7 protein-coding genes are annotated in these 12,658 nt (G+C 70.8%); 3 read left to right on the plus strand and 4 right to left on the minus strand.

Annotation, left to right across the window (positions count from 1 at the left end; genetic code table 11):
• Position 1: 1 nt before the first annotated feature.
• The 3 genes from DM194_RS26580 to DM194_RS26590 all read right to left on the minus strand — a co-directional run bounded on the left by DM194_RS26580 (position 2) and on the right by DM194_RS26590 (position 7,919).
• Positions 2 to 3,136, minus strand: a complete 3,135-nt coding sequence (locus DM194_RS26580; RefSeq protein ID WP_111070659.1) for a M10 family metallopeptidase C-terminal domain-containing protein — start codon at positions 3,134 to 3,136, stop codon at positions 2 to 4.
• Positions 3,137 to 3,267: 131 nt separating this feature from the next.
• The gene (locus DM194_RS26585) at positions 3,268 to 6,321 is read right to left on the minus strand and encodes a glycosyltransferase family protein (RefSeq protein ID WP_246024698.1); all 3,054 of its coding nucleotides are present in this window, start codon (positions 6,319 to 6,321) and stop codon (positions 3,268 to 3,270) included.
• Positions 6,318 to 7,919 carry a glycosyltransferase gene (locus DM194_RS26590; RefSeq protein WP_111070660.1) on the minus strand — a complete coding sequence of 534 codons (1,602 nt, stop codon included), beginning with the start codon at positions 7,917 to 7,919 and terminating at the stop codon, positions 6,318 to 6,320. Before DM194_RS26590 ends, DM194_RS26585 begins: the two co-directional genes overlap by 4 nt.
• A gap of 194 nt (positions 7,920 to 8,113) precedes the next feature.
• On the opposite strand from DM194_RS26590, the gene DM194_RS26595 reads away from it, so the two are divergent.
• Positions 8,114 to 9,427, plus strand: a complete 1,314-nt coding sequence (locus DM194_RS26595; RefSeq protein ID WP_111070661.1) for a tetratricopeptide repeat protein — start codon at positions 8,114 to 8,116, stop codon at positions 9,425 to 9,427.
• A 102-nt stretch (positions 9,428 to 9,529) separates the two neighbouring features.
• On the opposite strand, the gene DM194_RS26600 is transcribed toward DM194_RS26595, so the two are convergent.
• Positions 9,530 to 10,087, minus strand: a complete 558-nt coding sequence (locus DM194_RS26600; RefSeq protein WP_246024699.1) for a hypothetical protein — start codon at positions 10,085 to 10,087, stop codon at positions 9,530 to 9,532.
• A gap of 223 nt (positions 10,088 to 10,310) precedes the next feature.
• Here DM194_RS26600 and DM194_RS26605 point away from each other — a divergent pair, with 223 nt between their 5' ends.
• Positions 10,311 to 10,895: a D-sedoheptulose-7-phosphate isomerase gene (locus DM194_RS26605; protein ID WP_111070662.1), complete on the plus strand. Its 585-nt coding sequence runs from the start codon at positions 10,311 to 10,313 to the stop codon at positions 10,893 to 10,895.
• Positions 10,895 to 12,646 (plus strand): O-linked N-acetylglucosamine transferase, SPINDLY family protein, encoded by a 1,752-nt coding sequence (locus DM194_RS26610; protein ID WP_111070663.1) that lies wholly within the window; start codon positions 10,895 to 10,897, stop codon positions 12,644 to 12,646. Before DM194_RS26605 ends, DM194_RS26610 begins: the two co-directional genes overlap by 1 nt.
• Positions 12,647 to 12,658 lie beyond the last annotated feature (12 nt).

The raw sequence follows: 12,658 nt of genomic DNA on the forward strand, positions 1-12,658 counted from the left end.
ATCACCCCACCCCCACCGCCAGCAGCCCGTCGCCGGCCACGGCGAAGCCGGCCGGTTGCGGGCGGACGTAACCGATCGGGTTGGGGCGCGGCTCGTTGCGGCCGTAGGTGATGAAATGGACCAGCGCCTGCTGCTGGTCGCTGCCGAAGGCGGCGCTCAGGTCCGGGTTGGCCATCAGATAGGCAAGCGCGTTGAACCAGGTCGGGCGCCCGTCCGCCTGTCCGCTGGACTGGTAATGGGCGGTGGCGGCGGCAGTGTCGGTGCCGAAGGTTGCCGCCAGATCCGGGTTGGCGGCCAGATAGCTCAGCGCGTCGAAGCCGGCGGCGTCGCGCCGCGGCGTGTTGCCGTAGAGCACGACATAGAGCTTCACCTGCCGCTCGCTGCCCGAGAAGACGCTCAGCAGATCCGGATTGGCCAGAAGATGGTCGTGGGCGTTGAAGCTGATGGCGCGGTTCTCCAACCGGCCGTAGCGGATGTAATGCTCCTGCGCCCGCACGGGGTCGTTGCCGAAGGCGGCGGCGAGATCGCGGTTCGCCGCCAGATAGGAGAGAGCGTCGAAGCTGGTGCCGCGCCCCTCCCGCCGGCCGTTGGACAGGTAATGGCCGGCCGCAAGGGCGGTGTCGGTGCCGAAGGCGGCGGCAAGGTCGGGGTTGGCGGCCAGATAGCCCAGGCTGTCGAAGGTGATGCCGCGCCCCTCCAGCCGGCCGGCGGTCACGTAATGGCGGGCCGCCGCCGCCGGGTCCAGACCGAAGGCCGCCGTCAGATCCGGGTTCGAGACCAGATAGCCGAAGGCGTCGAAGCGGATGCCGCGCCCCTCCCGCAGGCCGTTGGACAGGTAATGGCGGGTGGCGGCCGTGGTGTCGGTGCCGAAGACGGCGGCAAGGTCGGGATTGGCGGCCAGATAGGCCAGCGGGTCGAAGCTTCCGACCGACCGCCCTTCCCGCCGGCCCAGCGCCAGATAATGCCGGCTCGCCGCCGCGGGGTCGATGCCGAAGGCCGCCACCAGATCCGGATTGGCGGCGAGGTAGGAGAGAGGATCGAAGGACCGGGGCGCCCGCCCCTCCGCCAGGCCGAAGCGCAGGTAATGCTCGCGCGCCGCGGTCGCGTCGGTGCCGAAGGCGGCGGCCAGATCGGGGTTGGAGGCGAGATAGGACAGCGGGTCGAAGCCGGCCATCGTCTCGGCCAGCGGGGTCACCCGCAAGGTCACGGTCTGCCCGCTGACGGCGCCCTGGCTGTCGGTGACGGTGTAGGCGAAGGAGCCGGGCGATGCCGGGGTGCCGGCCGGGGCCTGATAGGTCAGGCCGGCGAGATCGGCCGTGCCGAGCGTCATCCCGGCGGTGACGGCGGCGCCGTTGGCCAGACGGAGCGTGCCGGCGGCCGGCAGCCGGGCCAGCGTCACCGTCATGCCGTCGCCCTCGTCGGGATCGCTCGGCCGGTCGATGCCGAGCGCGATGGCCGGCCCGCCTTCCAGGGCGGTCAGGGTCTTGTCCCCCTGGACGGTGGGCGGCCGGTTGGCCGGGCGCGAGGCGATGGTGAAGCCGATCCAGCGGCTCCACGCGACGCCGTTGTAGGCGCGCACCGACAGCTCGTCGAGGCTGGTCAGGCTGGAGGCGGCGAAGGTGATGCCGGCAAAGGCGGCCGCGGTCAGCGAGACCACGGCGCCGGTCGCCTGGGCCGTTCCGCCGACCATGATGGCGCCGGCGCCGTTGGTGTTGTCGACCAGCTCATATTGGGTGACGAGGCCGCCGGCCGGATCGGCCGCCGTGATCAGGCTGGCGAGGGGGATCGAGGAACCGATGGCAACCCGGCCGGCCCGGACGGTGAGCGCGGGAGGCATCAGGCTGATGCGGGTGTCGGCGAACAGGGCGTATTCGACGTCGGTCAGCGTGTCGGTGCCCTCCCCGCCGCCGGAGATGGTGGCGCCGTCGGCGGTGACGGTGACGGTGTAGGAGGAGCGGCTGCCGTTGTAGACCGCGGTATCGGTGCCGCCGCCGCCCTGCAGCGTGTCGTCCCCCGCCCCGCCGGTCAGCGTGTCGTCCCCCGCCCCGCCGGCCAGCAGGTTGTTGGCGGTGTTGCCGATCAGGATGTCGCTGCCGCCGCCGCCGATGGCGTTCTCGATGGTGACGCCGGCGGCGATCGCCACATTGCCGACCGCCAGCCCGCCCGACCCGTTGGGACCGATGGAGCTGAAGGCGCCCGGCGTCAGGTCGATGGTGACGGCCGACGCCTGCCCGCTCGCGTCGATGGTGTCGGTGCCGCCGGCATCCCAGATGGTCTGGCTGACCGCGACGGTGTTGCTGGCGAAGACATAGCGGTCGTCGCCGATGCGGGTGGCGGTGTTGGCGCCGTACAGGTATTGGACCGCCGCGATGTCGTACAGCGCCGGCCCCGTCGGCAGCCCGTTCAGGCCCAGGCTGGGGTTCCGGCTGTAGGACATGATCGTGTAGCGGTTGCTGTCCTCGGTCGCGGGCAGGTAGGGCGGCTCGCCCCCGCCGCCGGTGGCGTTGTAGTTGCCGGGGTGCTTCAGCCCGATGGCGTGGCCGATCTCGTGCAGGATGGTCAGGTAGCCGTAGCTGCCCTGCGTCGGGCTGGCGTTGGTCGCGGCGCTGTTGGAAAGGTAGATGTCGCCGCCGCCGTCATGGAGCGACCCGGTCGGATAATAGGCGTAGGCGGCGCTGGAGCCTTGCCGGTTGGTGCCGATGCGGATCGACCCGCCCTGCCCGCCATTGGCGCTGTCGGAGGTTTCGACGAAGAAGATGTTGGCGACGGCGCTCCAGGCGGCGAAGGCCTGCCGCGCCGCGTCGCGCTGAGCGGCGGACAGCGGCGCGAAGCCGGTCCCGTCCGATGTGGAGGCGTAGGGCGGCGCCTGCTCCATGAAGCTGTAGCTGACCGTCGCACCGCTGCCGACCGCACCGCCGCCCCAGCGCGGCGTCCCCGGCGCCAGCAGGGTCGAAATGGTGCCGGTGAGGCTGCCCTGCGGCTGGCTTCCCTGCGGGGCCTGCCCCGCGGCAATCCCTGCGGCAATCCCTGCGGCGATGGGCGCGGCGCTCCAGGCGGCGGCGCTGCACAGCAGACAGGAACAGGCGCGCATCGCGGCGGCCAAGTCGTCGGACAGGTCGGAGATGGTGGTCGTCATGGCCGGGAGGGAGAAGCCGCGCCGCGGGCTGCGGCCCGGCCACTCTACAGCCTTTCATTCCCCAATCGAAAGGGGTGGGCAACCCGGACTATTTTTCTCACCGGCCACGGCGCTACGAGCCTTCTCCATGTTTATCCCTTCTGCGCGATCAACTCCTCGAACACCGCCTCGATGCGGACGACGGAGCGGGCGACGGTGAAATCGCGGGCGCGGTCGCGGCCCGACAGGGCCATGCGCTGCCAGGCGGCGCGGTCGGCAATCAGGCGGCGCAGGCAGGCGGCGAGCGCCTCGTGGTCCTCCGCCTTGAACAGAAGGCCGTCCACCCCGTCGCGCAGAACCTCGCCGCTGCCGCCGGTGCCGCTGCCGACCACGGTCAGGCCGGCGGCCATCGCCTCCACCTGCGAGATGCCGAAGGGCTCCTGGAAGACGCTGGGGAAGACCAGCACGTTGCAGCGGGCGAACAGGCCGGACAGGCCGCGGCGGTCGAGGAAGCCGGTGAACGTGACCTTGCCGGCCATGCCGTGGCGCTGGACATAGTCGCGGCACCGGGCGGCGAGATCGGCGTCCGGCGCCTCCCCGGCGAAGGTGCAGTCGAAGTCGATGCCCTCGCGGTGCAGGATCCCCAGCGCGTTGACCAGCGTCTGCGGCCCCTTGTAGTTGACGAACAGGCTGGCGAAGGCGATGCGCAGCCGGTCGGTCGAGGGCATCACCGCCCGGTGGAAGTAATCGACGCGGGCGCCGGGATGGATCACCGTGGCGGGCAGGCCGTAGCCGCCGGCGGCCAGCCGCTCCGCCACCCAGCCGCTGGCCGGCCCGGCGCGGTAGAGGGGGGAGCGGGGCGCCGCCTCCGGCGCGTAGCCGGGATGCTGGTTGCCCAGGCAATGCAGCACCGGCACGCCCATCTGCCGGGTCAGCGGGTCGAGGAACTCGGTCGCCAGCATGTCGAGGTTGCCGACCAGACAAACGTCGGCGCGGAAATCGCGGGCGGTCTCCAGCACCCGGCGGATGTTGGCGCGGATCAGCGTGGCGCAATGGGCCGGATCGTCGTGGGTGAAGGCGCGCCCGTCCTTCCAATAGCCGTAGAGAGTCAGCGACCGGTCGACATGCGCCTCGATGTCCTCGGTCCCGGCCATGCCCGGCCGGGTCAGCTCGGGCACGTCGGCGGTCAGCACCTTCACCTCGTGGCCTCGGCGGATCAGCCCGGCCGAGAACTCCCACAGCTTGCGGCCGTAGCCGCCGAACTCCTGCGGCGGGAACAGGTTGGTGACAACCAGGATGCGGCGGGTCCGCCCGGTCGAGGGGACCGTCGCCTGCCGGAACAGCGCGCGGTAGCGTTCCAGCGCCGGATGGTCGGCAGCGTCGGAGAGCGCATCCGCGCCCAGATCGGGAGCGGGGTCGGGCAGGTCGGCAAGCCGGGCGGCCCGCCGGGCTTCGGCCACATAGATGGCTGCCTCCGCCCGCCGGCCGCCGGCCGCGCACAGGCGGGCCAGCCCGGCGAGCGCGGCCGGCTGCTGGCGATCCAGCGCGGCGCAGCGAAGCAGGAACCGTTCAGTCAGGGCAGCATCGCCCAACCGGTTGGCAAGCTGGGCAACCCCCATCGACTGGTCGGCGCTCCGCAGCATCGGCTCCAGCGCGGCGAGGCGCGCGCGCTTCAGCTCCGGCGTCAGCCCTGCCGCGAGGGTCGGATCGGACAGCGAGCGGGCGGCATGGCGCAGGGGATCGGCGCATTGGAACAGGATGCCCCCGCGTTCGGTCGGCACGAACCCCCAGTCGGCAAGATGGGCCGCGGCAGCGGCATGGTCGCGCGACGACAAGGTGGGGCAGAGGACGGAGGCGCCGGGCAGCAGGGCCATCCGGCGGTCGATCTCCACTTTGTCGGGCCAGGGCAGCAGCGTCACCGCCTCGTCCCGCACCCGGTCGGGGGACGGCGGCAGCGGCAGGGGAAGCGGTTCGGGCCTGGCGGCCGGAGCGGCGAAGACCACGCGCGGCAGGTCGCGGGCCATGGCGCGCAGATCGGCGGCGAAGCAGTCCCCACTCCCGCCATCCCCACTCCCGCTCTGCCCTTCACCGGTATGCACGGTCAGCCGCGACGCCGTCAGGTGCAGAAGCTGAAGCGCCTCATAGGCGGCGAGGCGGCGGCGGAACCCCGTGCCCTGGGCCGGCAGCGCCCTCAGACCGCGCCGTTCGGAGCGCAACTCCAGCGCCGGATCGACGCGGTCGTCGAACACGGCGGCGAAGAACTGGGCGCGCTTGACCTGCGGGCTGTGGAATTCCAGCAGATGCGCCTGCCCGGCCCGTCTGATCGCCATCGCCTCGTCCGGGTGGTCGAGGTAATGGCGCGCCAGCTCCACCAACTCCTCCGGCGAACGGTATGTCACGAGATGGCGGCCGGAGGTAAAGCAGCGCTCCAGCCCGGCATCCGGCGACAACGCATCGGTGAGCAGGAAGCCGCCGGCCCCCAGCGCCTCGAAGACGCGAAGGTTGAGGTCACCGTTCAGCGAACAGTTCAGCGTGACGCGCGAGGCGGCATAGATGTCGGCCGCCTTCTCCGGCTCGGCCCGCATGCCCTGCAACGGCAACCCCGCCGCGATCAGCCGGCCCAGCACATGGCGCCGCCAGGGATGGAAGGCCCCTATCTGCCCGACGAAGCTGAGGTCGAAGCGGAATTCCGCCGCGGGTTCCGCCGGAATGTCGCGACGGCGCAGCGCATAATCGACCGCCGGCACCCAATAGACCCGGTCGAACCCCGCCTCCAGGAAGGCGTGGGCATGCTGGCGGGTGTGGTCGAGCATCACCGCGTCGAAGCTCTCCATCGAGCCGTAGGACAACAGGGTGCGCAGGGGAGACGCGAAATGATGGGTGTCGCCGACCAGAAGCACCTTGGTGCCCGGCAGCCGCTCCAACCCGCGCGGAAGGTTGCGCCGAGTGGCGTCGGCCTTCACCACGATCAGTTCCGGGCGCTGGTGCGCCGGCAGCCGGGCGACGACGGCCGCCAGATCATACTCGCCGTGCGGCGTGTTGAGCGAGGAGAAGCCGTCGCCCGTCTCCACCGTCGGGCAGTCCGGGCCGCAGAACACCTCGCGGCCGGAGAACAGCGGCCGGCGGTAGTAATCGGGCGGGGCCAGGCAGCAGAAGAGCGTGACGGGATCGGACAGGCTCGCGGCGGACATGATGGGACCGGTCACAGCGCGTCCAACTCCCTTAGAAGGTCGATCAGGCGGCGGGTGGCGGCCTGCCAGCTGAAATGTTCAAGCAGATGGGACTGCGCCGAGCGGCGGGTGCCGTCCGGATCGTCGATTACCTTACGCAGCAGCCGGGCGGCCTCGTCCTCGTCGGGGCTCCACCAGTCCTGGCCGGCATAGGCGGTGATCCCGGGCGTGATGGGGCTGGGGATCATGTGCGCCACCCGGCCGTCGAGATAAGCGTTGTAGGCGCTGTGGTCGGGAGCCAGCAGGGTCAGGCCCATGGCGCCGGCCTGCGCCATCGGCAGGTCCCAGCCCTCGCCGTGCGACATGCTCCAGTAATGGGTGGAGGCTGTATGAAGCCCCATCATGTCCGCATCGGACAGCTTGCCTTCCACCAGGAAGACCGGCGCCGCCTGGGCGAGCGTCCGGCCGACCTGCGCCGACACCCGCGTCAGCAGGTCGCGCATGCCGCCGGAAACCCCGCTGCCCTTGCCTATCTTCAGCAGCAGGGCCGCGGAATCCTCCGCCCGCGTCGCGCCCAGCCAGACCCGCAGCACCCCGTCCAGGTTCTTGCGGTCGTTGAAGTCGGAGACGTTCAGCACGCGCACCCGGTAATCGGACAGACGGCGGCCCGCGCTGTCGACGATGGCCGCCGGAGGGATGCGGCCGGCCTCCACGGCGTCGACGCCGGCGGGGCTGACATGGACGCGGTCCGGCGGATGGCCGGCGCGCAGCCACGCCTCGCGCGAGGAAGCGGTGGCGACGATGACATGGTCGTGGCGCCGGCTCTGCGCCGCCCACAGGGGCGGAATGTCGAGAGCCTCGAACATGGTGTAATTGATGGTCTTCAGGCCGGGAACGACCTCGACGGCCGGCGGGGTGGTGATGGTCAGCACCGCCTTGGCCCGCACCGGCCGGTCGAGCGTGCGCAGCAGCGGATCGAGCTGGTCGTCGGGAAGGTTGTCGGTGTCGGCATAGTTCAGGTCGACCAGCCGGACCCGGATTCCCGCCTCCACCAGCCCCCGGACGAAGCGGCGGACGGCAAAGGCATAGCCGCTGCTGTCGCGGAACACCCCGCGCACCACCAGCCCAGGCGGCAGGGTCCGATCCTCCGCATCCTCGCGCAGGGCGCGGGCGATGGCCCGGCGCTCCAGCGCACGGCGCTGCCGGTCGGCCGGGCCGCCGCCCGCGCCCAGGGCGGCCGAGCGGCGGAGAAGTCGCCCCGCCTCGGCCAGCCGTCCGCAGGCGAGCGCTTCGCTGGCCAGACGCGGCAGGGAGATGTCGGAGGCCGGCTCCAGCTCCAGATTGCGCCGGAAATGCGCCGCGGCCTCGTCGAGCTTCCCGAGCTGCTGCAGGGTGATGGCGCGGTTGAGAAGCGCCCCCGCATGCATCGGCTCCAGCAGCAGCGCGCGCGCCATCAGCGCCGCTCCGTCCGCCGTCCTGCCGTTCCGGCGAACCAGCAGGCCGAGCAGGTGCAAGGCATCCGGCTGGGCCGGGTCGAGCGCCAGGACATGCCGGTAAAGCGCCGCCGCACGGCCGGCGTCGGCGCCATGATGCAGGCCGACGGCCTTCTGCAGGATGTCTTGGATCGAGGTCATGTCGGAAGCTGGCATCCTGAGGCGGAACGGGTGCTGGCGAAGCGGCCCGCCAAGTCCGGGGCTTGGATCGGGGCGGGAAGATCGGTGAAATCTTGAAGCTTTGCAACGAGGCAACTTGACCCCTCGCGGACAAGGGTGCAAGTGAGATCCGCCCCGTGCGGGTTACCTCATTGGCAGAAGCCTTCGGAACCGTCATGTCCATCCAGATCGAAACCATAGCCGGACAGCAGTTGCCGCTGCCCGACGCCGTGCGGCAGGCGCTCGATTACTGCAATTCCGGGTGGCTCGACATCAGCGCCGCCATCTGCGACCGCATCCTGGCGGCTGTTCCGGAGAACACCGATGCGCTGCTGGTCAAGGGCATCTCCGCCTACAAGGCCCGGAACCCCGAGGCGGCGGTGCCGATCCTGAGCCTCGCGCTGCGCCTGAACCAGACCTCCCCCGACACCGCCCATCACCTGGGCATGGCCCTGCTGCTGTCCGGAGATCTGGACCGGGCGGAGCTCGCCTTCAGCATCGCCATGGACGCGCGGTCCGACTACGCCGAGGCGATGACCGGACTTGCCGAGGTGTGCAGGGCCAAGGGGGACGTGGACGGTGCCTATGCGCTGCTGGAACGGGCGGCGGAGCTGAAGAACAACTACTCGCCCGCCTACATCGCCTATTCTCTGATGCGCTTCGACCGGTCGCTGCCGCCGGATGCCCGATGGAACCGGCGGCGGGAGGCGCGGCGCGACCGCCCCTGGCTCAGCATGGCCTCGCTCGGCAATTACGGCCGCTTCGCCCAGACCGTGAACGAGTATGTCGCCGTCCGCCTCTATGCCGACACCTACGGCATGGAGTTCCTGACCCCCGACTGGGTCGGCCACGCCTTCTTCGACCTCGACGACCCCCGGCTCGATCCGGCGGTCCTGCCGGAATTCCAGGGCTGGCTGCGCAGCCGCAAGGAGTTCGCCGACGGCTTCGCGCAGCGGGTCGCCGATCCGCTTTGCAACCGCGACCTGTTCCTGGGCGGCTCGCCCGTCGACGCGATGGTGAAGGCGCGGCGGGCCGACATCCTGTCCTGGCTGACGCCGCGGTCCTGCTGGGACCGCTTCCTGGAGCCGCCGGTGGAGATGCTGCGCCGCCGCGGCCGCACCCTGGTCGCCGTGCATATCCGCCAGACCGACTGGTGGAACCAGGACTACACGCCGCTGTCGCTCTATCTCGACTGGCTGGACGGGCTGTGGCCGACGCTGGAGGAGCCGGTGCTGTTCGTCGCCACCGACGAACCGAAGGTGGTGCCGGAATTCGCCCGCTTCTCCCCGGTGACGAAGGACGATTTCCCGGTCCGCTGGGAGGGGCTGGATTATCTGCAGGACTTCCATGTCCTGACCAGGGCCGACATCCTGGCGATCAGCACCGGTTCCTTCGCCGCCACCGCCGCGGCGCTGAACCCGTCCCCGCGCATGCTGCTGCGCCCCGCCCCCGGCAACGCCGCCCTGGAAGCCTTCGATCCCTGGCGGTAGGCCCGCCGGGCGACGGCCGCCTGCCTTCGCAGGCACGGGCCTGCGGGGCCGCAGTCGCGGCCCTTACCGCCGAGCGCAAGTCGGAACTTACGCTCGGCGGTATCAGTCCTCGACCGCGTCCCTCGGCTTGCCGCCGCCATCGCCGCCGGTGCCGCGCCCCGGACTGCGCATCGGATTTTTCGGATCGAGCAGGCCCAGCCGCTGCAGGGTCTGGGCGAAGCCTTCGGTCAGCATGGTGATGCGGTCGCTGATCTCCGCGATCTCGCGGGCGGAGATGACCGGAGCGTTGGCGGAGATGCGGCCGTGGGCGCGGTAGTTCAGGCGGATGGCAACGTCATCGGTTTCCCCCTGGATCCAGGAGCCGTGCAGGATCTTGTTGCGCTCCCGCCCCAGCTCCAGCGCCTCGTCGCAAAGGGCGACCAGTGCCTTCGCCTCGTCGGCGGGCAGGCGCAGGTTGGCGATGGCCTTCAGCGCGTCGAAGCGGGCCTTGACCTGCATGTTGGAAGCGATGGGAAGAAAATCGGTATGGTCCGTGCCGAGAAGGCGCGAGATGCACAGCGAAACCATGTCCTCAAGCTGGGCCCAGGACACCGCGATCATGCCGATCGCGCAATACATCTTCACGCTGAGGGGACCCAGCCGGACCGTCCGCGTCGTCATTGGCCACCCTTGGCATTTCCGCCCCGCCGCCGGGGCATGGGATGGAAAATAGGCGTTCCGGGCGGGGCGGCAAAGCGGTCATTGCGTGGCGCCCGGTTGACAGGGAACGGTGATCCGTAGGATGCACTGCGCAGCGGGATGGAGGCCGTCCAGGCCGTCTCCGCCTCCGGCGCTCCTCCTGCCCGCTCCATATCGTCCGCCTCAGCGCAAAGGTGTTCCGCCCATGGCTTCCCAGGACTCCGCCGCCGCCCTGCACGGCTGCCTCACCGCCGCCATCGATGTCCTGCGGCGCACCATGGACAGCCTGGACCCCGCCCGGGTGGAAGCGGCGATCGCCGCCGTCACCGCCGCGCTCGGCGCCAACAAGGCGCTGCTGGTCTGCGGCAACGGCGGCTCGGCATCCGATGCCCAGCACATCACGGGCGAACTGGTCGGCCGCTTCCTGAAGGAGCGCCGCGGGCTGAAGGCGATCTGCCTCAGCTCCAACCCGGCGGTGCTGACCGCCTGGAGCAACGACTACTCCTACGACACCGTCTTTTCCCGCCAGACCGAGGCCTATGGCGAGCCGGGCGGCGTGATCCTGGGTATCTCGACCAGCGGCAATTCGCGCAACGTCGTCGCCGCCTTCGAAGTGGCGAAGAGCCTGGGCATGACCACCATCGCGCTGACCGGCGAGGGCGGCGGCAAGATGGCGGCCGCGAGCGACATCCTGCTCGACGTGCCCTCGCGCTCCACCCCGCTGATCCAGCAGGTCCATATCTGCCTGTACCATTATCTGTGCGAACAGGTCGAAGCCCGACTGGCCTGATGTCCCTGCCCGCCCCCCCGTCTTCCGTTCCCCTCTCCTCCACCGCCGCATCCTCCGCTCCGCCGTCCTCGAATGAAGCGTTGAAGCGCAGGGCGCTCGACGCCTTCGGGGGTGGACGGCTGGAGGAGGCCGCGTCGCTCTACCGCGAGCTGCTGGCCGGGAACGGTATGGCGGCCGACCTGTGGAACAATCTGGGCTTCGTCCTGGCCGAACTCGGCCGGCCGCTGGAAGCGAGGGAGGCGTTGCGCCGCTCCCTGGTCCTCAGGCCGGATTACGCCAAGCCCTGGGTCGGGCTGGGCGGCGATGCCTATGGCGAAAGCCGGCTGGACGAGACGGTGCGGCTGTGGAGCCGGGCGATCCAGGCCGACCCGAACCAGGAAGCCAATCTGTGGTTCAACCTGGGCGTGGTCCGGCAGATGCGCGGCGAGGCCGCCGCCGCCGCCCTGTGCTTCGGCCGGGCCGAAAGGCTGGCTCCCGGCGACCCGCGCATCGCCAGCCAACTGCTGCTCTGCCTGAACTACCTGGAGCTTTCCGGCGACCGGCTGCTGGCCGAGCACCGCCGCTTCGACGAGCGCTTCGGCAAGCCGGCCGCGGCACCGGCGGCGCATGCCAACCGCCCCGATCCGGAGAGGCGGCTGCGCATCGGCTATCTGTCGGTCGAGTTCCGCGAGCATCTGGGGGCGTATTTCCTCACCCCGCTGTTCGAGGCCGCCGACCGCAAACGCTTCGAGATCGTCTGCTATTCGATCCTGCCGGACACCCATGCCGACGCCTACACCGCCCGCTTCAAGGCGCAGGCCGACGGCTGGCGTACGGTAGGCCATCTGGACGACGACGGCCTCGCCGACCTGATCCGCGCCGACGGCATCGACATCCTGGTCGACCTCGCCGGCCATTCCGGGCTGAACCGGCTGCCGATTCTGGCCCGCCGGCCGGCACCGGTGCAGGTGACGTGGCTGGGCTATCCCAACGGCACGGGCATGCAGTCGGTCGGCTACCGCATCGTCGATCCGGTCAGCGACCCGGTCGGCTCCACCGACGGCCATGCGGTGGAGACGCTGGTGCGGCTGCCGCCGCCCTTCCTGTGCTTCCGTCCGCCGTCCGATGCGCCGGCGGTGGTGCCGCTGCCGGCCGGGGCCACCGGGCATGTCACCTTCGGCTCCTTCAACAAGCTGTCCAAGATCACCGACCAGACGGTCCAGCTATGGGCGGAGGTGCTGCGGCGGGTGCCGGAGTCGCGCCTCCTGCTGAAGGACCGGCCGCTGTCCGATCCCGGCACCGCCGCCGGGATTCGGGCGCGCTTCGCCGCCGCCGGCATCGCCCCGGACCGGCTCGACCTCGTCGGCTTCATCAAGGATGCGGCGGGCCATCTCGCCGCCTACAACCGGATCGACATCGCGCTGGATCCGCATCCCTACAACGGCACCATCACCACCTGCGACACGCTGTGGATGGGGGCGCCGCTGGTCACGCTGGCCGGGGGACGGCATGCCGCCCGCGTCGGCGCCAGCCTGATGGCTTCCATCGGCCTGCCGGAACTGGTCGCCGCCACCCCCGACCGCTATGCCGCCATCGCCGCCGAACTGGCGGGCGACCTCGGCCGGCTGATGCGGCTGCGGATGGGCATGCGCGAGCGGGTCCGCGCCTCGGCGCTGTGCGACGAGGCGCGCTTCATGCGCAACCTGGAGAGCGCCTACCGGCTGATGTGGCGCCGCTGGTGCGACGGGGAAGCCGGCCGGTCCCCCGCCTGAACCGGCGCTTCC

Origin of the sequence: Azospirillum ramasamyi (assembly GCF_003233655.1) — a bacterium.
Taxonomy (GTDB): Bacteria; Pseudomonadota; Alphaproteobacteria; order Azospirillales; family Azospirillaceae; genus Azospirillum; species Azospirillum ramasamyi.

What these genes read in the sequence shown, in the direction of transcription:
- DM194_RS26595 (WP_111070661.1), top strand. Translation starts at nt 8,114, where the DNA reads ATGTCCATCCAGATCGAAACCATAGCCGGACAGCAGTTGCCGCTGCCC.
- DM194_RS26605 (WP_111070662.1), top strand. Translation starts at nt 10,311, where the DNA reads ATGGCTTCCCAGGACTCCGCCGCCGCCCTGCACGGCTGCCTCACCGCC.
- DM194_RS26610 (WP_111070663.1), top strand. Translation starts at nt 10,895, where the DNA reads ATGTCCCTGCCCGCCCCCCCGTCTTCCGTTCCCCTCTCCTCCACCGCC.
- DM194_RS26600 (WP_246024699.1), bottom strand. Translation starts at nt 10,087, where the DNA reads ATGACGACGCGGACGGTCCGGCTGGGTCCCCTCAGCGTGAAGATGTAT.
- DM194_RS26580 (WP_111070659.1), bottom strand. Translation starts at nt 3,136, where the DNA reads ATGACGACCACCATCTCCGACCTGTCCGACGACTTGGCCGCCGCGATG.
- DM194_RS26590 (WP_111070660.1), bottom strand. Translation starts at nt 7,919, where the DNA reads ATGACCTCGATCCAAGACATCCTGCAGAAGGCCGTCGGCCTGCATCAT.